Origin of the sequence: Morganella psychrotolerans (assembly GCF_965118875.1) — a bacterium.
Classification (GTDB): Bacteria; Pseudomonadota; Gammaproteobacteria; order Enterobacterales; family Enterobacteriaceae; genus Morganella; species Morganella psychrotolerans_C.
The window spans coordinates 14,898-38,449 of sequence record NZ_CBCPJD010000025.1 but is presented as its reverse complement, the minus strand read 5'-3'; the positions used below and the strand labels follow the sequence as shown (position 1 = coordinate 38,449).

The window sequence follows — 23,552 nt, the reverse complement described above, 5'->3', positions numbered from 1 at the left end:
CAGCATCGTTTTATGAAGAACCTATCTCATCACTAGTTGTGCATCAACTACTGGTGAGATAGGCTCTCACGCAACGAAGGGTGAGTCTTTCGAATAATACGAAACTCATGCTGGATTATGACGTCAAGTCAGATACAATTGCTCCGGTCCTTAATTTTGGTCTGATTTGTTTTGCAGTAGCGAGGCAAGCTGGCTAACTTATTATTTCATGGTTACAGGTTGGTTTATGAGTGCGAATAGCGAAGCTCAACAAAACGGCCGCAGTGCCGATGTCACCAAATGGTTAGTGGTTGCAGTTCTGCTGGTTGCCGCTATTGGCGGAAACTACTACTTCCGCGAATTTAACCTTGCGCTGCGTGCGCTGGCAGTCGTTGTTGTCATTGCATTAGCCGGTGGTATTGCACTGTGGACAACAAAAGGCAAAGCGACACTGACTTTCGCCCGTGAAGCACGGGTTGAAATGCGTAAAGTTATCTGGCCTACACGTCAGGAAACACTGCAAACAACACTTATCGTGGCAGCAGTAACAGCGGTTATGTCGTTAGTGTTATGGGGCCTTGATGGTATCCTTGTCCGTCTTGTTTCCTATATAACATCCTTCTGAGGTTCTAAAGATGTCGGATTCTCCTAAAAAACGTTGGTATGTCATCCAGGCTTTCTCGGGTTTTGAGGGCCGGGTTGCGCAGTCTCTGCGTGAACATATCAAAATCAACGGGATGGAAGATTCATTTGGCGAAGTCATGGTGCCAACTGAAGAAGTCGTCGAGATCCGCAGTGGTCAGCGCCGTAAAAGTGAGCGCAAATTCTTCCCGGGCTATGTATTAGTCCAGATGCTGATGAACGATGCGTCCTGGCATCTGGTGCGTAACGTGCCGCGTGTAATGGGCTTTATCGGCGGAACATCTGACCGTCCTGCACCGATCAGTGATAAAGAAGTGGATGCTATCATGAACCGCTTACAAGAAGCGGGTGATAAACCACGTCCGAAAACACTGTTCGAGCCGGGCGAAATGGTACGTGTTTCCGATGGTCCGTTTGCTGACTTTAATGGTGTGGTTGAAGAAGTCGACTATGAAAAGAGCCGCCTGAAAGTATCTGTTTCTATTTTTGGTCGTGCAACTCCGGTCGAACTGGATTTCAGCCAGGTCGAAAAACCGTAAGTGATTTTTTCCGGCTTGCAAAAGCCGGGAAATTTATCTACAATTTCGCGCCTTTTGTTTTTCAGAGGCTCGCGTTCTTACGCGGGCCTGTATTCATAGGGGAGCTTGGTAACAAGCGCTATTACCCACATTGAGGATTATTTAGATGGCTAAGAAAGTACAAGCCTATGTCAAGCTGCAAGTGTCAGCTGGTATGGCAAACCCAAGTCCACCGGTTGGTCCGGCACTGGGTCAGCAGGGCGTAAACATCATGGAATTCTGTAAAGCGTTTAACGCCAAAACAGATAGCATGGAAAAAGGTTTACCAATTCCTGTTGTTATTACAGTTTACGCTGACCGCTCTTTCACTTTTATCACTAAAACGCCGCCAGCGGCAGTTTTACTGAAAAAAGCTGCAGGTCTGAAATCTGGTTCCGGCAAACCGAACAAAGAGAAAGTGGGTAAAATCACTTCTGCTCAGGTTCGTGAGATCGCTGAGACTAAAGCAGCGGATATGACTGGTGCCGATATAGAAGCTATGATGCGTTCTATTGAAGGTACTGCTCGTTCCATGGGCCTGGTAGTGGAGGGTTAATCTATGTCTAAACTGACCAAGCGCATGCGCAATATCCGTGAAAAAGTTGATGTCACTAAACAGTATGACATTAATGAAGCTGTTGCTCTGCTGAAAGAATTAGCGACTGCTAAATTCGTTGAAAGTGTTGACGTTGCAGTTAACCTCGGCATCGATGCCCGTAAATCAGATCAAAACGTTCGTGGCGCAACTGTGCTGCCAAACGGTACTGGTCGTTCTGTTCGCGTAGCTGTGTTTGCACAGGGCGCTAACGCTGAAGCAGCAAAAGCTGCCGGCGCAGAACTGGTTGGTATGGAAGATCTGGCTGACCAAATCAAAGCTGGTCAAATGGATTTCGACGTCGTTATCGCTTCTCCGGATGCAATGCGCGTTGTTGGCCAATTAGGTCAAATCTTAGGCCCGCGCGGTCTGATGCCTAACCCGAAAGTGGGTACTGTAACTCCTAACGTTGCTGAAGCTGTGAATAACGCTAAAGCAGGTCAGGTTCGTTACCGTAACGACAAAAACGGGATCATCCACACCACTATCGGTAAAGTAGATTTTGAGTCTGATAAACTGAAAGAAAACCTGGAATCTCTGCTGGTTGCGCTGAAAAAAGCAAAACCATCTTCAGCGAAAGGCGTGTACATCAAGAAAATCAGCCTGTCTACCACCATGGGTGCGGGTGTTGCAATCGACCAGTCTGGTCTGAGCGCTGCAGTTGCTTAATATCTGCGGATAATAAGCACTTTACATTGGGGTCAGGTTTCTATAGAATCTGACGCCCAATGTTTGTTGTATTCGTCTTTGTGATTTTTATCGCAGGAACGGCAACAACTAAAAGAATTTCGGTTGGAGTCCGGCCTTAATCCGGACCCCGTCCAAGACCGCAGGTGTAAGTAATTACTTAATTTTCCTGCGTAGACGGTGACAGAGCCACAAGAATTTTATTCGAGTATTCTGCTCACCGTGTTTTAGCGCTCTTCACCTTCGGTGTTGAGTGAAGTGAGTTCCGGGGTTGTATACCCGGCTAAACCAGGAGCAAGAAGCTAATGGCATTAAATCTTCAAGACAAACAAGCGATTGTTGCTGAAGTCAGCGAAGTTGCCAAAGGCGCGCTGTCTACAGTTGTCGCGGATTCCCGTGGTGTGACTGTAGATAAAATGACCGATCTGCGTAGAGCATGTCGCGAAGCTGGCGTTACCGTACGCGTTGTACGTAACACCCTGCTGCGCCGTGCTGTTGAAGGTACCTCTTCTGAGTGCCTGAAAGACGTATTCGTCGGTCCTACCTTGATTGCATTTTCTCATGAACATCCGGGCGCTGCTGCTCGCCTGTTCAAAGATTTCGCGAAAGCGAACCCTGCATTCGAGATTAAAGCCGCAGCCTTTGAAGGTGAGTTCATTGCAGCGAAAGATATCGATCGCTTAGCAACACTCCCAACTTACGACGAAGCAATTGCACGCCTGATGGCAACCATGAAAGAAGCCGCTGCAGGCAAATTGGTTCGCACTCTGGCAGCGTTACGCGATCAGAAAGAAGCTGCTTAATCGCTCTTTCTTTTCTTCGTTGCTTTTTAACGTATAAACTTATTCTGAATTTTAGGAACATATCGTATGTCTATCACTAAAGAACAAATTCTGGACGCAGTTGCTGAAATGTCTGTAATGGACGTTGTTGAACTGATCACCATGATGGAAGAAAAATTCGGCGTTTCTGCTGCTGCTGCTGTTGCTGTAGCTGCGGGTCCTGCTGAAGCTGCTGAAGAAAAAACTGAATTCGACGTTATTCTGAAAGCTGTTGGTCCGAACAAAGTAGCAGTAATCAAAGCTGTTCGCGGCGCAACTGGTCTGGGCCTGAAAGAAGCTAAAGATTTAGTTGAAAGCGCACCAGCTGCAATGAAAGAAGGCGTGAGCAAAGATGAAGCGGAAACGCTGAAGAAAGCTCTGGAAGAAGCTGGCGCAGAAGTTGAAGTTAAATAAGCCACTTTTTTTAGCAACAGCCTGAAAATGGCTGCTGGCTGGTGACTTATTGGTCACCAGCCTTTTTGCGCTAATGCGCACGTACGTGTTTTTGGGATAGCAACTGTGCTATCTGACACCTGCGAACTCTCCGAATACTCTTTGCTATTGACGACTTAATATACTGTGTTGACGACTACGATCCGCTCGGGTAGCTCGGTAGTCAGCTGCGCAATGAAATGATTTAAGGGTAACTGCAATAAGTATCAGCAGAAAATGTTCCATTTTCTGTCCTAATTAGATAGTTGTAGCGACTGCCGTTTGTAACAGGCAGGTCGGGTCACTGATCAAGCGAGCTGAGGAACCCTATGGTTTACTCCTATACCGAGAAGAAACGTATTCGTAAGGATTTTGGTAAGCGTCCGCAAGTACTGGACATTCCCTATCTCCTTTCTATTCAGCTGGATTCATTCCAGAAATTCATCGAACTCGATCCGGATGGCCAGAATGGCTTAGAAGCCGCATTCCGTTCCGTTTTCCCGATTCAGAGCTATAGTGGTAATGCTGAACTGCAATATGTCAGCTTCCGTCTGGGTGAGCCGGTATTTGACGTTAAAGAGTGTCAAATCCGCGGTGTTACCTTTTCAGCACCACTGCGCGTAAAACTGCGTCTGGTTATTTACGAGCGTGAAGCGCCGGAAGGCACAGTTAAAGATATTAAAGAACAGGAAGTTTACATGGGCGAAATTCCGCTCATGACCGATAACGGAACGTTCGTCATCAACGGTACTGAGCGTGTTATCGTTTCTCAGTTACACCGTAGCCCGGGCGTGTTCTTTGACAGTGACAAAGGTAAAACACACTCTTCCGGTAAAGTGCTGTATAACGCACGTATTATCCCTTACCGCGGCTCATGGCTGGACTTCGAGTTCGATCCTAAAGACAACTTATTTGTCCGTATCGACCGTCGTCGTAAATTACCTGCGTCTATTATCCTGCGTGCAATGAATTTCAGCACGGAAGATATTCTGAACCTGTTCTTCGACAAAACGACATTCGAAATCAGCAATAATAAACTGATTATGACTCTCGTTCCTGAGCGTCTGCGCGGTGAAACTGCTTCTTTTGATATCGAAGCGAACGGAAAAGTTTATATCGAAAAAGGACGCCGTATTACTGCGCGTCATATCCGTCAGCTTGAAAAAGAAGAAATCACTAAGATCGAAGTACCTGTTGAATACATCGCAGGGAAAGTGGTTGCTCGTGATTACATTGATACAGCGACCGGAGAGTTAATTTGTGCGGCTAACATGGAAATGTCTCTGGATCTGCTGGCACGTCTCAGCCAGTCCGGTCACAAAACCATTGAAACCCTGTTCACCAACGACCTGGATCACGGCGCTTACATGTCAGAAACTCTGCGTGTGGACCCGACCAGCGACCGTTTAAGCGCACTGGTAGAAATCTACCGTATGATGCGCCCTGGTGAGCCGCCAACCCGTGAAGCTGCTGAAAATCTGTTTGAAAATCTGTTCTTCTCAGAAGATCGTTACGATCTCTCTGCGGTAGGCCGGATGAAGTTCAACCGTTCACTGAGTCGTGAAGATTCTGATGGCTCAGGTATTTTGAGCAAAAAAGACATCACCGATGTGATGCAGAAACTGATCGAAATCCGTAACGGCCGCGGTGAAGTGGATGATATCGACCACTTAGGTAACCGTCGTATCCGTTCTGTCGGTGAAATGGCTGAAAACCAGTTCCGTGTAGGTCTGGTGCGTGTTGAGCGTGCGGTGAAAGAGCGTCTGTCCCTAGGCGATCTTGATAATCTGATGCCTCAGGACATGATCAACGCCAAACCAATTTCTGCTGCGGTAAAAGAGTTCTTTGGTTCCAGCCAGCTGTCCCAGTTTATGGACCAGAACAACCCGTTATCAGAAATTACGCATAAACGCCGTATCTCCGCGTTAGGCCCGGGCGGTCTGACCCGTGAGCGTGCAGGCTTTGAAGTGCGCGACGTTCATCCTACGCACTACGGTCGTGTTTGTCCTATCGAGACCCCTGAAGGTCCGAACATCGGTCTGATCAACTCCTTATCTGTTTATGCACAGACAAACGAATATGGTTTCCTGGAAACCCCGTACCGTTTAGTGCGTGAAGATGTTGTGACGGATGAGATTCATTATCTGTCTGCAATTGAAGAAGGTAACTTCATCATTGCTCAGGCAAATACCGTTTTAGATGACGATGGTCACTTTGTTGATGAACTGATCACCTGCCGTAACAGAGGTGAGTCCAGCTTATTCAGTCGCGATCAGGTTCAGTATATGGACGTTTCCACCCAGCAGATCGTTTCTGTGGGTGCGTCACTGATCCCATTCCTGGAACACGATGATGCCAACCGTGCATTGATGGGTGCGAACATGCAACGTCAGGCGGTTCCGACTCTGCGCGCTGACAAGCCGCTGGTTGGTACTGGTATGGAACGCGCTGTTGCGGTTGACTCCGGCGTAACCGCCGTTGCCAAACGTGGTGGTACAGTTCAGTACGTTGATGCGTCACGTATCGTTATCAAAGTTAATGACGAAGAGATGTATGCCGGCGAAGCAGGTATCGACATCTATAGTCTGACTAAATATACCCGCTCTAACCAGAACACCTGTATCAATCAGACTCCTTGCGTTTCGCTGGGTGAGCCTGTTGAACGCGGTGATGTGCTGGCAGATGGTCCGTCCACCGATCTGGGTGAACTGGCGCTGGGTCAGAACATGCGCGTGGCATTTATGCCATGGAACGGTTACAACTTCGAAGACTCCATCCTCGTGTCCGAGCGTGTTGTTCAGGAAGACCGTTTCACCACTATCCACATTCAGGAACTGGCTTGTGTGTCCCGTGACACCAAACTGGGGCCGGAAGAGATCACTGCTGATATCCCGAACGTGGGTGAAGCTGCTCTCTCCAAACTGGATGAGTCCGGTATCGTGTATATCGGTGCGGAAGTGAAAGGCGGCGATATTCTTGTGGGTAAAGTGACACCAAAAGGTGAAACACAATTAACCCCGGAAGAGAAACTGCTGCGTGCTATCTTCGGTGAAAAAGCCTCTGACGTGAAAGATTCGTCACTGCGTGTACCGAACGGCGTGTCCGGTACCATTATCGACGTACAGGTCTTTACCCGCGATGGCGTGGAAAAAGATAAACGTGCGCTCGAAATCGAAGAAATGCAGCTGCGTGATGTGAAGAAAGACCTCACAGAAGAGTTACAGATTCTGGAAGCCGGCCTGTTTTATCGTATTCGTTCTGTCCTGGTAAGCGGCGGAATGGAAGCAGATAAACTGGACAAACTGCCGCGTGAGCGTTGGTTAGAACTGGCACTGACTGATGAAGAAAAACAGAATCAGTTAGAGCAGTTGGCTGAACAGTATGACGAACTGAAATCTGTGTTCGCTAAGAAACTGGAAGGGAAGCGCCGTAAAATTACTCAGGGCGATGATTTGGCACCGGGCGTGCTGAAAATCGTTAAAGTGTATCTGGCCGTGAAACGTCAGATCCAGCCTGGTGATAAAATGGCGGGTCGTCACGGTAATAAAGGGGTTATCTCAAAAATTAACCCTATCGAAGATATGCCATACGATGAAAACGGTAATCCGGTTGACATCGTTCTGAACCCGCTGGGCGTACCATCGCGTATGAACATCGGTCAGATTCTGGAAACCCATCTGGGTATGGCTGCGAAAGGCATCGGCGATAAAATCAATAAGATGCTGAAAGAGCAGCAGGACATCGCGAAATTACGCGGTTTCATCCAGAAAGCTTATGACCTGGGTAATGACCCGCGTCAGAAAGTGGATCTGAGCACCTTCAGTGATGAAGAAGTGCTGCGTCTGGCAGAGAACCTGAAAAAAGGTATGCCGACTGCAACACCGGTATTTGACGGCGCGAAAGAGCAGGAAATCAAAGAGTTACTGACTCTGGCTGATTTACCGACGTCCGGTCAGATTACCTTGTTTGATGGTCGTACCGGTGAGCGTTTTGAGCGTCAGGTTACCGTCGGCTATATGTACATGCTGAAACTTAACCACTTGGTTGATGACAAAATGCATGCGCGTTCTACCGGTTCTTACAGCCTGGTTACTCAGCAGCCGCTGGGTGGTAAGGCGCAGTTCGGTGGTCAGCGTTTCGGGGAGATGGAAGTGTGGGCACTGGAAGCATACGGTGCTGCTTATACCCTCCAGGAGATGCTGACAGTGAAATCGGATGACGTTAACGGTCGTACGAAGATGTATAAAAACATCGTCGACGGCAGTCATCAGATGGAACCGGGTATGCCGGAATCTTTCAACGTATTGCTGAAAGAAATCCGCTCACTCGGTATCAACATCGAGCTGGAAGACGAGTAATTGCCGTTGTGGCTGCCCGCATCAGTGCGGGCAGCACCAGTAAATCTGGTTTAAGGGACAGGCAGCGTTATTTGCTTGTCTCACAGGTCTAACTCCGACAGGAGCCATTTCGTGAAAGACTTATTAAAGTTTCTGAAAGCGCAAACCAAGACCGAAGAGTTTGATGCGATCAAAATTGGTCTGGCCTCACCTGACATGATTCGTTCATGGTCATTTGGTGAAGTGAAAAAGCCGGAAACCATTAACTACCGTACGTTCAAACCTGAACGTGACGGGCTTTTCTGTGCGCGTATCTTCGGGCCGGTAAAAGATTACGAATGTTTGTGCGGTAAGTACAAACGTCTGAAGCACCGTGGTGTGATTTGTGAGAAATGTGGTGTTGAAGTGACCCAGACTAAAGTGCGCCGTGAGCGCATGGGTCACATCGAACTGGCATCACCTACTGCACACATCTGGTTCTTAAAATCACTGCCATCCCGTATCGGTTTGCTGCTCGATATGCCGCTGCGTGATATTGAACGTGTCCTGTACTTTGAATCTTATGTTGTTGTTGAAGGCGGGATGACCAGCCTTGAGCGCAGCCAGATTCTGACCGAAGAACAGTACCTGGATGCTCTGGAAGAGTTCGGTGATGAATTCGACGCGAAAATGGGTGCGGAAGCCATCCAGGCCTTGCTTAAAGCAATGGATCTGGAACAGGAAGTCGAAAACCTGCGTGAAGAACTGAACGAAACCAATTCAGAAACCAAACGTAAGAAACTGACTAAACGTATCAAACTGTTAGAAGCTTTTATCCAGTCCGGCAACAAGCCTGAGTGGATGATCCTGACAGTTCTGCCGGTATTACCACCGGATCTGCGTCCGTTAGTCCCACTCGACGGCGGTCGCTTTGCGACGTCAGATCTGAACGATCTGTACCGTCGTGTGATCAACCGTAATAACCGTCTGAAACGCCTGCTGGATCTGGCTGCACCTGACATTATCGTACGTAACGAAAAACGTATGTTGCAGGAAGCGGTTGATGCACTGTTAGACAATGGTCGTCGTGGTCGTGCTATCACCGGCTCTAACAAGCGTCCGCTGAAATCACTGGCAGACATGATCAAAGGTAAACAGGGTCGTTTCCGTCAGAACCTGCTCGGTAAGCGTGTTGACTACTCCGGTCGTTCTGTAATCACCGTAGGTCCGTACCTGCGTCTGCATCAGTGCGGTCTGCCTAAGAAAATGGCACTGGAGCTGTTCAAACCGTTTATCTACGGTAAGCTGGAACTGCGTGGTCTTGCTACCACCATCAAAGCTGCCAAGAAAATGGTTGAGCGCGAAGAGTCCGTTGTATGGGATATCCTGGATGAAGTTATCCGCGAGCACCCGGTTCTCCTGAACCGTGCGCCGACACTTCACCGTCTGGGTATTCAGGCGTTTGAGCCTATCCTTATCGAAGGTAAAGCTATCCAGTTACACCCACTCGTTTGTGCGGCATACAACGCCGACTTCGATGGTGACCAGATGGCGGTTCACGTCCCTCTGACCCTGGAAGCACAGCTCGAAGCCCGTGCCCTGATGATGTCCACAAACAACATCCTGTCACCGGCAAGCGGCGATCCGATTATCGTACCTTCTCAGGACGTTGTTCTGGGTCTGTACTATATGACCCGTGACTGTGTTAACGCCCCGGGCGAAGGCATGGTACTTAACGGTTCAACAGAAGCTGAGCGTGTTTACCGTTCCGGCCATGCTTCACTGCATGCGCGCGTGAAAGTCCGTATCACTGAAGAAGTGAAAGACGGCGAAGGTAATATCACCAAGCAAACAAGCCTGGTTGATACCACTGTCGGCCGCGCCATTTTGTGGCGTATTGTTCCGCGTGGTCTGCCTTATTCTCTGGTTAACCAACCACTGGGTAAGAAAGCTATCTCTAAAATGCTGAATACTTGTTACCGTATTCTGGGCATGAAACCGACCGTTATTTTTGCTGACCAAATCATGTACACCGGTTTTGCCTACGCTGCCCGTTCAGGTGCATCTGTTGGTATCGATGACATGGTTATTCCTGAGAAGAAAGCCGGGATTATCGCGGAAGCGGAAGCGGAAGTGGCAGAAATCCAGGAACAATTCCAGTCAGGTCTGGTTACCGCCGGCGAACGTTACAACAAGGTTATCGATATCTGGGCTGCAGCAAACGAACGCGTTGCTAAAGCGATGATGGAAAACCTGTCAACGGAAACCGTGATTAACCGTGACGGCGAAGAAGAACAACAGGTTTCTTTCAACAGCATCTATATGATGGCCGACTCCGGTGCGCGTGGTTCTGCTGCACAGATTCGTCAGCTGGCCGGTATGCGTGGTCTGATGGCGAAACCGGATGGTTCCATCATCGAAACGCCAATCACCGCGAACTTCCGTGAAGGTCTTGACGTACTCCAGTACTTCATTTCAACGCACGGTGCGCGTAAAGGTCTGGCGGATACCGCACTGAAAACAGCGAACTCAGGTTATCTGACACGTCGTCTGGTTGACGTCGCGCAGGATCTGGTTATCACTGAAGATGACTGTGGTACGCACGAAGGTATCATGATGTCACCGGTTATCGAGGGTGGTGATGTTAAAGAACCACTGCGTGACCGTGTTCTGGGACGTGTGGCTGCAGAAGATATCCTGAAACCGGGTACTGCGGATATTCTTATCCCGCGTAACACCCTGCTTCATGAAAAACAGTGTGATCTGTTAGAAGAAAACTCTGTAGACATCGTGAAAGTACGTTCTGTGGTAAGTTGTGAAACTGACTTCGGTGTGTGTGCCAAGTGCTACGGTCGTGATCTGGCGCGCGGTCATATCATCAACTCAGGTGAAGCCGTTGGTGTTATTGCAGCACAGTCAATCGGTGAGCCGGGTACACAGTTAACAATGCGTACGTTCCATATCGGTGGTGCGGCATCCCGTGCTGCTGCTGAGTCCAGCATTCAGGTCCGTAATACCGGTACACTGAAACTGTTCAACGCTAAGCTGATTGGTAACACCGCAGGTAAACTGGTTGTCACTTCCCGTAATACCGAGCTGCGTCTGGTTGATGAATTCGGTCGTACGAAAGAGAGCTATAAAGTGCCTTACGGTGCTCAGCTGACTAAAGGTGACGGCGAATCAGTTAACGGTGGCGAAACTGTCGCTAACTGGGATCCGCATACCATGCCGGTTGTCAGTGAAGTGTCCGGTGTTATTCGTTTCACCGACATGCATGACGGCCAGACCATTACCCGTCAGACTGATGAATTAACCGGTCTGTCATCACTGGTCGTACTGGATTCTGCAGAGCGTACAGCAAGTGCGAAAGAAATGCGTCCGGCACTGAAAATCATTGATGCGAAAGGCAATGATGTTCTGATCCCTAATACGGATATGCCTGCTGCTTACTTCCTGCCGGGTAAAGCGATTGTACAGTTGGATGATGGCGTGACTATCAGTGCCGGTGACACATTGGCGCGTATTCCGCAGGAATCTGTCGGTACAAAAGATATCACCGGTGGTCTGCCGCGCGTTGCGGATCTGTTCGAAGCCCGTCGTCCGAAAGAGCCGGCTATCCTTGCTGAAATCAGCGGTATCATTTCCTTCGGTAAAGAAACCAAAGGTAAACGTCGTCTGGTGATTTCACCAATTGACGGCAGTGATGCTTACGAAGAGATGATCCCTAAATGGCGTCAGCTCAACGTGTTTGAAGGCGAGATGGTTGAACGTGGTGACGTCGTATCTGATGGTCCGGAATCACCACATGACATCCTGCGTCTGCGTGGCGTGAATGCGGTTGCCCGTTATATCGCGAACGAAGTCCAGGAAGTTTACCGCTTACAGGGCGTTAAGATAAACGATAAACACATTGAAGTTATCGTTCGTCAGATGCTGCGTAAAGTCACCATCTCTTCTGCGGGAAGCTCTGACTTCCTCGAAGGCGAGCAGGTTGAATATGCGCGCGTGAAAGTGGCAAACCGTCTGCTGGAGCAGGATGGCAAGATCCCTGCAACCTTCGAACGTGATCTGCTTGGTATTACCAAAGCATCACTGGCGACAGAGTCCTTCATCTCTGCGGCATCGTTCCAGGAAACCACACGCGTTCTGACTGAAGCGGCCGTTGCGGGTAAACGTGACGAACTGCGCGGTCTGAAAGAGAACGTTATTGTGGGTCGTCTGATCCCGGCCGGTACAGGTTTCTCGTACCACCAGGAGCGTATCCGCCGTCGTCATCTGGCAGATGCTATCGATGCACCACAGGCAGTCAGTGCAGATGAAGCAACAGCGAACTTAGCTGAGCTTCTGAACGCCGGCTTCGGTGGCAGCAAAGAGTAAGTGGCACAGTAATGTGACCAACTGAACAGCCCTCCTTTTAAGGAGGGCTTTTTTGTGCAGGGTATAAGGCAATGAACACATCATGCGCAACCTATTGTATATACTTATAGTTTTTATTTCTGTTGCCGGGTTTAACCGGGCAATTGCAGTACCTGCGGTACAACCACCGGATGCTCAGGAGTGGTTGCTGAAAGACGAGCCGCCGTTACTGATTCAGGTTAAGGCACCACAAACTATTTTTGCGCCGGTCGCCGGGGTAATGCAGGGCGTGGCAGAGCTGAATCCGTCTCACGGTTTTTATATTTATCCTATGAAAGGGAATTACCGGGAATTACAGTTTGGTAATGACCGTGGCTTTATTGAAAACAGCGGTTTATCGGCTAAAAAACCTAAAATAGTTCCGCCGCTGGATACACTGAACGAGCTGAATAATCCTATCTATGACTATCTGATAACCACAAAGAATACGGATATTTTTGGCGCGCCTGATGAATCGAATCCACCGGTTGCAACACTATTTGATGACCTGCGCTATCCGGTACTGGCTAAGATGGTCAGGGAGAACCGGGAAGGTGATAAAATTATCTGGCTGACAATCCGCCTGGCAGACAGACTGGCGTATATCCGCCTGTCGGATGTGGAACTGGATAAAGGTATTCCGATCCTGACTTATCATCATATTCTTAAAGATAGTGAAAATAAGAACTTCCTGCATACCTCTACCACTACATCGGTTGAAGCTTTTCAGGCGCAGATGGATTATCTGAAACACAATGGCTACCGGACGCTCTCTCTTGATGATGTTGCAGGCTATCTGAAAAAAGAAAATAACCTGCCGGGAAAAGTCGTTATTCTGACATTTGATGACGGATTAAAATCAGTTTACCGTTATGCGTATCCGATCCTCAAACGCAATAATCAGCATGCAGAGTTATTTGTTATCTCTTCACGCGTTAAATCAAAAATACAGAAATGGGCACCGGATGGCTTACAGTTTATGAACTGGACGGAGTTACTGGCATCACGGGATATTTTTGATATTCAGTCCCATGCCCACTTTTTGCATCGTTTGGATAAACGAAAAAATCCGATTATTTTCAGCCGGACAGAGCATTCCATTTTACTGGATTATCAGCGTTCACAGCGTGTGCTGGCAAAACTGAATCCGGAGCAGCATTACCTGGCTTATCCGTTCGGGGCATATAATCAGGATGCAATGGATGCAGCGGCTCAGGCAGGAATGACACTTGCGGTCACCACCATTCAGGGCAAAGTACGGCTGGGCGATAACCCTTATGCACTGAAACGCCTTTATGCATTACGAACTGACTCAATTGAGAAATTTTCCTCAATGATCGGCAACAGTGGTCCGGAAGTCGTGAATACAGATATTATTGTGGATAAGTAAAAGGTTAATATAGCTATCTGTTAAATTTGTTTTATGTGATGTCTTCTTTTCCGGTAATTCATTTTCCGGAAAAGCGGATGTTACATAATGACAGATAAATAAATTACCCTCTATGAAATAAGAAACTGAAGTTCATAGGGTGCTGAATCATAATTGACTAAGTTATCTTCAAATTCATTTGCAATGACCAGTCCGGGTTTTTCTTTATCTTTGAAATATTGTTCAACCATAATAATATCAATATTTTCAGAAAGATAATTACAGATACAGCACAAGTATAATCCTGCAGGCAGGCAAACCAGATTGGGTGAATCAAAGTCCGGCTTTTCTTTCAGATAGATAAGGTATTTTGACGGATAAAATGTTTGTTCAATAATATTATTATAATCCAGAACATAGGCATATTGTCGTAAATAAGAAAGTGATTTATTTTCCGGCCTGGATTTCATTTCTGCCAGTCTCAGTTCCATCTTGGAAATGGGGCGGTCTGATGGATAGCAGGGAACAAACAGACACCAGCGTTCCGGCAGTTCAACACTGTAAAAAGGTTCACCTCCTGACTTATTATCAACAAAACTGAAGTAATCAACATACCAGTCTAATGTTTCTATCATACTGTGCAGATCTTTCAGTTGCTGTTCCTTCCGCTTTCTCTCCTGTATTAAATAATGTGTTAATTTTTCTTTATCTCCGCTTTCAATAATGACCTTAATATCACTTAAATTCATATTTAGCTTTTGAAGATACTTAATTCGATCAATGTAATGAAATTGTTCAAACAGATAGTAACGATATCCGGTTTCACTATCGACATATCCCGGTTTCAGAATGCCTTTTTTATCATAAAAACGTAGCGTTTGTGTTGAAATACCTAATAATTTGGCTGTTTCGCCAATTGTAAAATATTTTTTCATATTCTTGCCCGGGCTAAATGTCACTTTTATTTAAACTATCAGATTTAAAATTAACATACTATTTTCTGTGAAAATAATTTTGTGATTATCTTCTCATATCCGGAAAACCTGATTTAACCTTATTCCGGCTATAAGGTTTAGGGTGAGCGCGTACTTATTTTAATTGGTCACTTTTATAACAGTGATGAAAAATGATTATTCAGGATAAATAATGAAAGAACGCACTCAACTTTTGTATTCAGGGGAAATGGATTATCCGGAAGGCATGTACCCGGATTCACCGGCAATATTTCCGGCAACGGCCTACGCAATGCGCGATACGCAGCATTACTATGCTGTCAGCAGCGGGAATGGTGAATATCAATATAACCGCACTGCAAATCCGAATCGTGACAGCTTGTCCGCTGCGATTTCAATGATGGAGGACGGTGACGTTTCTGCGGTCATGGCATCAGGCATGGCGGCGATTTCAGCGACACTGCTGAGCCTGCTGAAGCAAGGCGACCATCTTGTTGTTAATGAATCAATTTACGGCGAAACGATTGAGTTAATCGATCTGATCTTAATTCCGCTGGGGATCACTGTGACCTACGCGGACTTTCTCTCTCCGGCAGCGATTTCGGCGGCGATACGTCCGGAAACTGTCATGTTTTATACCGAAATTATCAGTAACCCATTGATTAAAGTCATTGATATTGATGCTGTTTCAGCTATCAGCCGTAAACATCAGTGTTTATTAGTGGTTGATAATACATTTTCAACCCCTTTTGTTATTAAACCACTGCAACATGGTGCAGATATTGTCATCCACAGTCTGACAAAATTTTTTGGCGGACACAGCGATTTAACCGCAGGTTCAGTGACCTGTTCGCTGGCACTGATGCAGAAAATTGAACTGAAAGCCCGCCTTCTGGGCGGATGCAGTGATCCATACACAGCCTGGCTTTGCCTGCGCAGTATCCGGACGATGGAAATGCGGGTTACCCGGCAGATGGAAAATGCGCAGGCTATCGCACAGGCACTCAGCCGTGACCCGCGTGTTGCACAGGTCAATTATCCGGGGCTTGAGAGCCATCCACAGCACGCATTGGCTAACTCGCTGTTTATTCACGGATATGGTCCGATGCTCAGTTTCCGTGTGCGGGATGAACAGCCATTGGTAGATGCATTTATTCACCGCCTGGAGCTGATCACTTACCTGGGTACATTAGGCGGGTTCCGCACGTCACTGGCGCATCCGGCGACCGCATTCAGGACTGAGTTTACCCCGCAGCAGCTTATTGATTTCGGCATGCATGAAGGATTGATTCGTATTTCTGCCGGCTGCGAAGCCGCTGAGGATTTAATTGCTGATATCACTCAGGCACTTGATGTATTTAATTAATTTCGGATACTCATTATGGACTCAATACTAAATATAATTAATAAGTTTTCAGATTTTATCTGGACGTATCCGATGCCAATTCTATTAGTCAGTCTCGGCATCTGGTTAACCATTAAATTCCGTTTTAAATACCAATTTAATTTTCGGTTTAATATAAAGAATACATACGGCGGCTTATTTAATAAAAAAGGTATCAGTGAAAAACTTCAGGGAGCCGGTTCGGTATCCAGTTTTGCAGCGGCCTGTACCGCACTGGCTAATACTGTCGGGATCGGCAGTATCGGTGGGGTTGCCACCGCAATTACTATGGGCGGTCCGGGCGCAATATTCTGGCTTTGGTTTTCCGCTTTCTTTGGTATTGCGACCAAAGCGTGTGAAATTATTCTCGGGCAGCGTTACCGCGTCAAATATGAAAAATCCATGGATGAATATGTTTGTGACCGCTCATTTGTGATGGAGCATGCACTGGGCTGGAAAAAAGGCGCGGTGGCACTGTCTGTCTGCTGCTTTATGCTCGGGCCGTGGACGTGCCTGGTGCAGAGCGAATCAGCAACATCCTCCATTGAAGAAGCCTTTAATGTCGACAGTTATCTGACCCTGATTGTGATGGTTATTTTTATTGCCAGTGTCATCATCGGCGGCTTGAAAGGCATTTCTTCAAAAATGGAAAGTGTGGTACCGAAACTGGCAATTACCTATCTGACTGTTGCGGTGATCCTGTTGGTGATGAATTACGATCAGATTCTTGCTGCATTTGCCCTGATTTTTAAATCTGCATTTTCACCGGCTGCCGGTGTCGGCGGATTTGCCGGTGCAACAGTCATGGAAGCTATCCGTTTTGGTATTGCCCGCGGTATTTATTCTAATGATGCAGGAACCGGTTACGGCATTGTCGCTCATGCGGCAGCTACGACGGATCACCCTATCCGCCAGTCAAGCTGGGGGTTTGGTGAAGTTTTCCTGACCATTATTATTTGTACAGTAACAGCATTAGCGATTCTGACAACCAATGTTTGGGTTGATTACCCCGGAATTACATCATCACGCCTGACAACATTAGCGTTTAAAGTAACGTATGGTGATGTCGGCAGTTGGTTTATGGCAATATTTATCACCTTGCTGGCTTGTACAACAACTATTGGTATGTATTTCACCTGCGAAAAAGCCGTTAACTTTTTCTTTGGTGATACGAAAGCCAATAAAATAGCGAAAAACTTATACCGCGTTTATTATCTGGCACCGATTATTTTATTCAGTAACTTACAAGCTGATATTTTATGGGCGCTTACAGATATTTTAAGTGCAGTCTATGTATTGATTACGATGATATTAATTCTGAGTCAGCGCAAAGAAATTTTCCGGTTATTTAATGATTTCTGGGGTCGTTATATCCCGGCAAAAAATGCCGGAGAAGATGTGCCGCCGGTGACATTTTGTAAGCGGATAGAATAAAAAAACGGGCCGGAAAAACACCGGCCCGTTTTATTTTACCGCCCCAGATATTGATCCCAGTCTTTCCATACCGGCTGAAGCCCCGCTGCCAGCAGAGCGTCCGTCACCTGTTGTGGTGTGCGGTTGTCATGCGGGCTGAACTGTTCCAGCTCCGGATCATCTCCTTGCGCGTAGCCGCCCGGCTGGGTTTTTGACCCGGCACTGACCTGGTTAATCGCGACCGGCACCATGTGGTCACGGAAATACGGTGATTCACGGGTGGAGAGAGATAACTCAATGTCCGGCGCAAACAGGCGGAAGGCGCAGATTAGTTGCACCAGCTCTGCGTCACTTATCAGTGACTCCGGCTCAATACCCCCGGCGCAGGGGCGCAGACGGGGAAATGAAACCGAATAGCGGCTTGTCCGGTAGCGCAGGCGGAGATAGTTAAGATGCTCCGCAACCATATAGCAGTCTGTGCGCCACTGAGCGGAAAGACCGATCAGCGCACCCAGACCGATCTTGTCGATCCCCGCCTGACCTAAGCGATCCGGTGTCTGCAAGCGCCAGTGAAAATCCTGCTTGCGACCTTTCAGATGATGCCGCTGATAGGTGCTTTCATGGTAGGTTTCCTGATAGACCATCACACCATCCAGTCCGAGCATGCGCAGCTCGGCATATTCCTCTGTCGCCATCGGCTGTACTTCCATCATCATGGTACTGAAATAATGACGGATCAAAGGAAAGGTATCGCGGAAGTAGTCCATACCGACTTTGCGCTGATGCTCGCCCGTCACCAGTAACAGGCTGTCAAACCCGAGCGCCTTAATCGCTTCGCATTCTGTACGGATTTCTTCCGGTGTCAGGGTTTTGCGTTTTATCGCGTTACTCATGGAGAAACCGCAGTAAGTACAATCGTTGGCGCACAGATTGGAGAGATAAAGCGGCACATACATACCAACGACGTGCCCGAAACGCTGACGGGTCAGTGTCTGTGCTTTCTGCGCTATCTCTTCCAGATACGGGCGTGCCGCCGGGGAAATCAGCGCCATAAAGTCCGGTAAAGTCAGATTTTCCCGGTTCAGTGCCTGTTCAACATCCCGCGCTGTTTTGCTGTTCAGCTGCAAAGTAAGGTTATCCCAATCCAGTTGCTGCCAGTGATCGCTGAAGGTATTGTTGTCAGTCATAACACCTCCAGAAATGCGGTCAGCGGGCTGGTGGCGGCCGCATGTTGTTGTTGCGGGGCAAGTTCGGCCTCCCGCGCCAAAAGACCGGCTTCCACCGCCTGACGGAATGCATTTGCCATCAGTACCGGTGAGCGAGTGACTGCCATAGCCGTGTTCACCAGTACGGCATCGGCTCCCAGTTCGATGGCTTCCAGGGCATGGCTTGGTGCACCGATCCCAGCATCAATCACGACCGGTACTGTTGCCTGTTCAATAATAATCCGCAGCATATCACGGGTTTGTAATCCCCGGTTGGAGCCGATAGGCGCACCCAGCGGCATTACTGCGGCACAACCGACTTCTTCTAACCGGCGGCATAATACCGGGTCTGCACTGCAATAGGGTAAAACAACAAATCCCTCTTTGACCAGGGTTTCGGCGGCAGATAATGTTTCTATCGGATCCGGCAGTAAATAGCGGGCGTCGGGATGGATTTCCAGTTTTATCCAGTTAGTATCCAGGGCTTCCCGTGCCAGACGGGCGGCAAATACTGCTTCCTGTGCATTTTTAGCGCCGGAGGTATTCGGCAGAAGTTTTATCCCCAGTTCGCGGAGCGGAGCGAGGATCTCATCATGCCCTTGTGCAAGATCGATGCGCTTCATCGCCATAGTGACTAACTGGCTGCCGGAGGCGGCAATCGCGTCCTGCATTGTGCGGCGGTTCGCGTATTTTCCGGTGCCGGTAAATAAGTGAGATGTAAATGTGGTATCTGCAATGGTCAGCATAATTAACCTCCGGCGATAGCCTGAAAAAGTAACACCTGATCGCCGTCGCTGATGATGAAATCACTCCATTCATCACGGACAACAATGGTCTGATTGACCGCAACGGCAATCCCGACAGCAGGGCGTCCAAGGTGCGCCAGCAATGTACTGACAGTCAGCGGCTCTGTGAACATCATCACATCATCATTCACTGTTATGCGCATATGGCAGCCTCCCGGCACACCGGGCAGTGTGTTGCCCGCTGCAATTGCAAGGTGCTCCAGCTCTGCTGTTTACCGTCGAAAAGGCGCAGTTTTCCGTTCAGCGGAGAGGGTAATCCTGCCAGCAGTTTGATCGCCTCCAGCGCCTGCAAGGTGCCGATCACACCGACCACGGGACCCAGCACGCCGGCTGTACGGCAGTTGCGCTCAGGAACCACATCATCGGGATAGAGACAGCAATAGCAGCCGTGCTCAAACGGCGGAGTGAGTACCAGCAACTGACCACTGAACCCGACGGCGCTGCCGCTGACCAGGGTTTTTCGCTGTGCAACACAGGCCGCATTGATAGCATGGCGCGTGGTCATATTATCTGTGCAGTCCAGTACAATATCGGCTTTCTTTACATGATGTTGCAGTGTGTCGCCGGTCTGACGGGTGGTGATGGTATTGAGGCGCAGCGACGGGTTCAGCGCCAGCAGACGTGCTGTTGCGGTTTCTGCTTTATTCGCCCGCACATCCGCTTCGGCATATAAAATCTGGCGCTGAAGATTGGAGATATGAATATCATCATCATCAATCAGGGTCAGTTCACCCACTCCGGCGGCGGCAAGATAAAGTGCCGCCGGAGATCCCAGTCCGCCGAGACCCACGACCACGGCATGAGACTGTTTGAGTTTCAACTGACCTTCCGGGCCGATATCTTCCAGCAGCAACTGGCGGCTGTAGCGCATAAAATCATGGTCACTGAGCATGGCTGACCTCCGGGTTTTCTGTGTATTCGCCGGTAAGCCGCAGCAATTGCCGGGTCGCCGCCTGCCAGTCCGTGGCTTTTGTGATGGCGCTGACCACCGCGATACCGCCGACGCCGGTGGCAAGCACCTTCGGGGCTATTTCACAGGAAATGCCGCCGATAGCCACTGTCGGGAAATCCGGAGTTGCTGCCACCTGGCGGGCTAAATTGTCCAGTCCCTGAGGTGACGATGGCATCTCTTTGGTTTGTGTGGGAAAAATATGCCCCAGCGCGATATAAGACGGATGCAGCACTTTGGCGCGTTGCAGTTCGCTTTCATCGTGTGTGGAGATCCCCAGACGCAGCCCGGCTTGTTGGATCGCCTGTAAATCTGCCCGCTCTAAGTCTTCCTGTCCGAGATGCACGCCGTAAGCGCCGTATTTTACAGCCAACCGCCAGTAATCATTGATAAACAGCCGCGCCTGATAGTGTTTGCCAAGCGCGATAGCCGTACGGATCTGTTCATCAACCTGCGCATCGGTTCTGTCTTTGATCCGAAGCTGGATAGTGCGTACGCCAGGTTTCAGCAGGCGCTCAATCCACAGTACGGAATCCACCACCGGATACAGCCCCAATTTTTGTGTCGTCCGGGCGAATGGCGCATCAGGCTGATTCATTGATACGCTCCTCTGCGCTGTGGTACAACTCGCTGCCTTTGGCACGGAAAGCGTCAGACATCTCTTCCATGCCGGCGGCGTAGTCGCGAACTTCCTGTGAAATTTTCATGGAGCAGAATTTAGGTCCGCACATTGAGCAGAAATGCGCGACTTTGCCGGATGCCTGCGGCAGGGTTTCATCATGGTAGGTACGGGCAGTTTCCGGGTCTAACGCGAGATTGAACTGATCTTCCCAGCGGAATTCAAACCGCGCTTTGGACATGGCGTTGTCACGGATCTGCGCGCCCGGGTGCCCTTTGGCAAGGTCTGCTGCATGAGCTGCAATTTTGTAAGTGATAAGCCCTTGTTTAACATCTTCTTTATTTGGTAATCCCAGATGCTCTTTGGGTGTCACATAACAGAGCATTGCACAGCCGAACCAGCCAATCAGTGCGGCACCAATGCCGGACGTGAAATGGTCATAGCCGGGTGCGATATCGGTTGTCAGCGGTCCCAGGGTATAGAATGGGGCTTCATGACAGTGCTCCAGTTCTTCGGTCATGTTTTTGCGGATCATCTGCATCGGCACATGCCCCGGACCTTCTATCATCACCTGAACATCATATTCCCACGCGATTTTAGTCAGTTCGCCCAGGGTGTGCAGTTCGGCAAACTGAGCCGCATCATTGGCGTCCTGAATAGATCCCGGACGCAGCCCGTCACCTAAAGAGAGCGCGACATCATAGGCGGCACAAATCTCACAAATTTCACGGAAATGCACATAAAGGAAGTTTTCCTGATGATGTGACAGGCACCATTTTGCCATAATTGAACCACCGCGCGAGACAATCCCGGTCAGGCGTTTCGCTGTCATCGGCAGATAGCGCAGCAGCACGCCGGCATGGATAGTGAAGTAATCCACGCCTTGCTCCGCTTGCTCCAGCAGGGTATCGCGGAACATTTCCCAGGTCAGATCTTCTGCCGTACCGTTTACTTTTTCCAGCGCCTGATAAATCGGTACCGTGCCGATAGGCACCGGGCTGTTGCGCAGGATCCATTCACGGGTTTCATGAATATAGCGGCCGGTGGAGAGATCCATCACTGTATCCGCACCCCAGCGCGTTGACCAGACCAGCTTTTCCACTTCCTCCTCAATGGAGGATGTCACAGAGGAATTCCCGATATTGGCATTCACTTTTACCAGGAAATTACGCCCGATGATCATCGGCTCTGATTCAGGATGATTAATATTCGACGGAATAATGGCGCGCCCCGCGGCGACTTCGTCACGGACAAATTCCGGCGTGATATTTTCCGGTAGATTTGCCCCGAAATGCTGTCCCGGGTGTTGCTGCAATAATACTTCCCCACGAATACGCTCGCGCCCCATATTTTCACGGATGGAGATAAACTCCATTTCCGGGGTTACAATGCCCCGGCGGGCATAATGCAATTGAGTGACACACAGCCCGGCTTTCGCTTTCAGCGGGGTCGGGCGATCCGGATAGCGCAGGTGATCCAGTTCGTTATCCGCCAGGCGCTGTTGTGTAAAATCAGAACTGAGTTGTGAGATTTGTTCTGTATCGACGCGCTCTGCTATCCAGTTTTCACGCAGGCGCGCAAGCCCTGCGCTGACATCCAGTTTAATGTCCGGGTCGCCGTAAGACCCGGCGGTATCATAAACCGGCACCGGCTCATTTTCTTCAAACTGCGGATTGGCTTTATCACCGCCGGTTAAGGTAGGCGACAGCGCAATTTCGCGCATTGGTACACGGATATCCGGTCGTGAACCGGTGAGATAAATACGGGAAGAGTTCGGAAAATTAACCCCTTGCAGGGTGCTGATATACTCCTCTGCGGCATCGCGCTGTTCACGGCGCGTGCGGGCTTTGGAGGGCGCAGGTGTGTGTTCTGCATCCGGCGAAATATCAGAGGTGTGAATACGGTGCTCATTGGACATAGCAAATTCCTTACAGTGAACCGGCAATAAGCCGGAAGAAAAAGTGAGAAATTGCTTGTCTGGAGGTGCGTCAGGAGTAATACGTGATAACCGGGCTGTAAGATATGTATCTGATCTGATTACAGATTGATACCACCAACAGCGGTTAAAAGAAAAGATTACTCTTGTTCCCTTCGCGGGTACTAACCCGATCAGGTTCCGCGGATCCCGAATTAACGGTCTCAGCCCGATTTATCACAGGGATAAATGCTGGGCACTCCGACAAGAAAGACTTCAGTATAAGAAGCTGTCCGGAAACTACAACCTTTTTATACCCAACGTCATTCAGGATGCAGGCAGGCGGCAAGGGAAAGCAGACGGGGAGGATAGATAAACTATGTGGTCCGGCAGAAGGTGCCGGTAATATGCCATCTCAGTATTCACCGATTGAATCGTAGCGGTTAAATATAAAAAAAATTAAATTAAAACTGATAATTTTCGGTCAGTTGCCGATGTTTTTTATCGGCATGCCT

At 48.8% G+C, this 23,552-nt stretch carries 18 protein-coding genes and 1 riboswitch; of the genes, 11 read left to right on the top strand and 7 right to left on the bottom strand.

Annotation, left to right across the window (positions count from 1 at the left end):
* Window positions 1–226 precede the first annotated feature (226 nt).
* The 9 genes from secE (at window position 227) to ACMHKJ_RS18500 (ending at window position 13,814) form a co-directional block, all read left to right on the top strand.
* Complete coding sequence (secE, locus tag ACMHKJ_RS18540; RefSeq protein ID WP_413496270.1) at window positions 227–604, top strand: preprotein translocase subunit SecE; 378 nt, start codon at window positions 227–229, stop codon at window positions 602–604.
* Window positions 605–614: 10 nt separating this feature from the next.
* Entirely contained in the window at window positions 615–1,160 is a 546-nt protein-coding gene (gene nusG / locus ACMHKJ_RS18535) for a transcription termination/antitermination protein NusG (protein ID WP_067365689.1), read from the top strand.
* Window positions 1,161–1,305: 145 nt separating this feature from the next.
* Window positions 1,306–1,734: a 50S ribosomal protein L11 gene (gene rplK / locus ACMHKJ_RS18530; protein ID WP_413496268.1), complete on the top strand. Its 429-nt coding sequence runs from the start codon at window positions 1,306–1,308 to the stop codon at window positions 1,732–1,734.
* A gap of 3 nt (window positions 1,735–1,737) precedes the next feature.
* On the top strand, window positions 1,738–2,442 hold the full coding sequence (rplA, locus tag ACMHKJ_RS18525; RefSeq protein ID WP_413496266.1) for a 50S ribosomal protein L1: 705 nt from the start codon (window positions 1,738–1,740) through the stop codon (window positions 2,440–2,442).
* Between the two features lie 323 nt (window positions 2,443–2,765).
* Complete coding sequence (rplJ, locus tag ACMHKJ_RS18520; RefSeq protein WP_413496265.1) at window positions 2,766–3,263, top strand: 50S ribosomal protein L10; 498 nt, start codon at window positions 2,766–2,768, stop codon at window positions 3,261–3,263.
* Between the two features lie 66 nt (window positions 3,264–3,329).
* Complete coding sequence (rplL, locus tag ACMHKJ_RS18515; protein ID WP_067365701.1) at window positions 3,330–3,695, top strand: 50S ribosomal protein L7/L12; 366 nt, start codon at window positions 3,330–3,332, stop codon at window positions 3,693–3,695.
* 347 nt (window positions 3,696–4,042) lie between these two features.
* Complete coding sequence (gene rpoB / locus ACMHKJ_RS18510) at window positions 4,043–8,071, top strand: DNA-directed RNA polymerase subunit beta (protein WP_413496262.1); 4,029 nt, start codon at window positions 4,043–4,045, stop codon at window positions 8,069–8,071.
* A 111-nt stretch (window positions 8,072–8,182) separates the two neighbouring features.
* On the top strand, window positions 8,183–12,406 hold the full coding sequence (rpoC, locus tag ACMHKJ_RS18505; RefSeq protein ID WP_413496260.1) for a DNA-directed RNA polymerase subunit beta': 4,224 nt from the start codon (window positions 8,183–8,185) through the stop codon (window positions 12,404–12,406).
* Window positions 12,407–12,488: 82 nt separating this feature from the next.
* The gene (locus ACMHKJ_RS18500) at window positions 12,489–13,814 is read left to right on the top strand and encodes a polysaccharide deacetylase family protein (protein WP_413496258.1); all 1,326 of its coding nucleotides are present in this window, start codon (window positions 12,489–12,491) and stop codon (window positions 13,812–13,814) included.
* 110 nt (window positions 13,815–13,924) lie between these two features.
* Here ACMHKJ_RS18500 and ACMHKJ_RS18495 read toward each other — a convergent pair whose 3' ends face one another.
* Window positions 13,925–14,728, bottom strand: coding sequence for a MerR family transcriptional regulator (locus ACMHKJ_RS18495; protein WP_413496257.1), 804 nt, complete (start codon window positions 14,726–14,728; stop codon window positions 13,925–13,927).
* Between the two features lie 211 nt (window positions 14,729–14,939).
* On the opposite strand from ACMHKJ_RS18495, the gene ACMHKJ_RS18490 reads away from it, so the two are divergent.
* Together ACMHKJ_RS18490 and ACMHKJ_RS18485 are read left to right on the top strand one after the other, a co-directional pair.
* Window positions 14,940–16,112 (top strand): trans-sulfuration enzyme family protein, encoded by a 1,173-nt coding sequence (locus ACMHKJ_RS18490; RefSeq protein WP_413496255.1) that lies wholly within the window; start codon window positions 14,940–14,942, stop codon window positions 16,110–16,112.
* 72 nt (window positions 16,113–16,184) lie between these two features.
* Window positions 16,185–17,564, top strand: a complete 1,380-nt coding sequence (locus ACMHKJ_RS18485) for an alanine/glycine:cation symporter family protein (RefSeq protein ID WP_413496254.1) — start codon at window positions 16,185–16,187, stop codon at window positions 17,562–17,564.
* Between the two features lie 35 nt (window positions 17,565–17,599).
* Here the strand turns inward: ACMHKJ_RS18485 and thiH are convergent, their stop codons facing one another.
* The 6 genes from thiH to thiC are packed head-to-tail and all read right to left on the bottom strand — an operon-like array spanning window position 17,600 to window position 23,040.
* A complete protein-coding gene (gene thiH, locus ACMHKJ_RS18480) occupies window positions 17,600–18,730 on the bottom strand; it encodes a 2-iminoacetate synthase ThiH (RefSeq protein ID WP_413496251.1) in 1,131 nt (376 codons plus the stop codon).
* Entirely contained in the window at window positions 18,727–19,494 is a 768-nt protein-coding gene (locus ACMHKJ_RS18475) for a thiazole synthase (RefSeq protein WP_413496249.1), read from the bottom strand. Before ACMHKJ_RS18475 ends, thiH begins: the two co-directional genes overlap by 4 nt.
* 2 nt (window positions 19,495–19,496) lie before the next feature.
* The gene (thiS, locus tag ACMHKJ_RS18470) at window positions 19,497–19,697 is read right to left on the bottom strand and encodes a sulfur carrier protein ThiS (protein ID WP_413496248.1); all 201 of its coding nucleotides are present in this window, start codon (window positions 19,695–19,697) and stop codon (window positions 19,497–19,499) included.
* Complete coding sequence (locus ACMHKJ_RS18465) at window positions 19,688–20,446, bottom strand: HesA/MoeB/ThiF family protein (RefSeq protein WP_413496246.1); 759 nt, start codon at window positions 20,444–20,446, stop codon at window positions 19,688–19,690. Before ACMHKJ_RS18465 ends, thiS begins: the two co-directional genes overlap by 10 nt.
* Window positions 20,436–21,101: a thiamine phosphate synthase gene (thiE, locus tag ACMHKJ_RS18460; RefSeq protein ID WP_413496244.1), complete on the bottom strand. Its 666-nt coding sequence runs from the start codon at window positions 21,099–21,101 to the stop codon at window positions 20,436–20,438. The genes ACMHKJ_RS18465 and thiE overlap by 11 nt, the downstream gene beginning before the upstream one ends.
* Window positions 21,088–23,040, bottom strand: coding sequence for a phosphomethylpyrimidine synthase ThiC (gene thiC / locus ACMHKJ_RS18455; RefSeq protein ID WP_413496242.1), 1,953 nt, complete (start codon window positions 23,038–23,040; stop codon window positions 21,088–21,090). Before thiC ends, thiE begins: the two co-directional genes overlap by 14 nt.
* A 151-nt stretch (window positions 23,041–23,191) precedes the next feature.
* A riboswitch (TPP riboswitch) is annotated at window positions 23,192–23,311 on the bottom strand.
* Window positions 23,312–23,552: the final 241 nt, after the last annotated feature.

Bases quoted from the DNA above. Each gene is read 5' to 3' on its own strand.
- secE (WP_413496270.1), top strand. From the start codon at position 227: ATGAGTGCGAATAGCGAAGCTCAACAAAACGGCCGCAGTGCCGATGTC.
- rplK (WP_413496268.1), top strand. From the start codon at position 1,306: ATGGCTAAGAAAGTACAAGCCTATGTCAAGCTGCAAGTGTCAGCTGGT.
- ACMHKJ_RS18500 (WP_413496258.1), top strand. From the start codon at position 12,489: ATGCGCAACCTATTGTATATACTTATAGTTTTTATTTCTGTTGCCGGG.
- thiC (WP_413496242.1), bottom strand. From the start codon at position 23,040: ATGTCCAATGAGCACCGTATTCACACCTCTGATATTTCGCCGGATGCA.
- thiS (WP_413496248.1), bottom strand. From the start codon at position 19,697: ATGCGCATAACAGTGAATGATGATGTGATGATGTTCACAGAGCCGCTG.
- ACMHKJ_RS18495 (WP_413496257.1), bottom strand. From the start codon at position 14,728: ATGAAAAAATATTTTACAATTGGCGAAACAGCCAAATTATTAGGTATT.
- rplA (WP_413496266.1), top strand. From the start codon at position 1,738: ATGTCTAAACTGACCAAGCGCATGCGCAATATCCGTGAAAAAGTTGAT.
- ACMHKJ_RS18485 (WP_413496254.1), top strand. From the start codon at position 16,185: ATGCCAATTCTATTAGTCAGTCTCGGCATCTGGTTAACCATTAAATTC.
- nusG (WP_067365689.1), top strand. From the start codon at position 615: ATGTCGGATTCTCCTAAAAAACGTTGGTATGTCATCCAGGCTTTCTCG.
- rplL (WP_067365701.1), top strand. From the start codon at position 3,330: ATGTCTATCACTAAAGAACAAATTCTGGACGCAGTTGCTGAAATGTCT.
- ACMHKJ_RS18465 (WP_413496246.1), bottom strand. From the start codon at position 20,446: ATGCTCAGTGACCATGATTTTATGCGCTACAGCCGCCAGTTGCTGCTG.
- ACMHKJ_RS18475 (WP_413496249.1), bottom strand. From the start codon at position 19,494: ATGCTGACCATTGCAGATACCACATTTACATCTCACTTATTTACCGGC.
- ACMHKJ_RS18490 (WP_413496255.1), top strand. From the start codon at position 14,940: ATGAAAGAACGCACTCAACTTTTGTATTCAGGGGAAATGGATTATCCG.
- thiH (WP_413496251.1), bottom strand. From the start codon at position 18,730: ATGACTGACAACAATACCTTCAGCGATCACTGGCAGCAACTGGATTGG.
- thiE (WP_413496244.1), bottom strand. From the start codon at position 21,101: ATGAATCAGCCTGATGCGCCATTCGCCCGGACGACACAAAAATTGGGG.
- rplJ (WP_413496265.1), top strand. From the start codon at position 2,766: ATGGCATTAAATCTTCAAGACAAACAAGCGATTGTTGCTGAAGTCAGC.
- rpoB (WP_413496262.1), top strand. From the start codon at position 4,043: ATGGTTTACTCCTATACCGAGAAGAAACGTATTCGTAAGGATTTTGGT.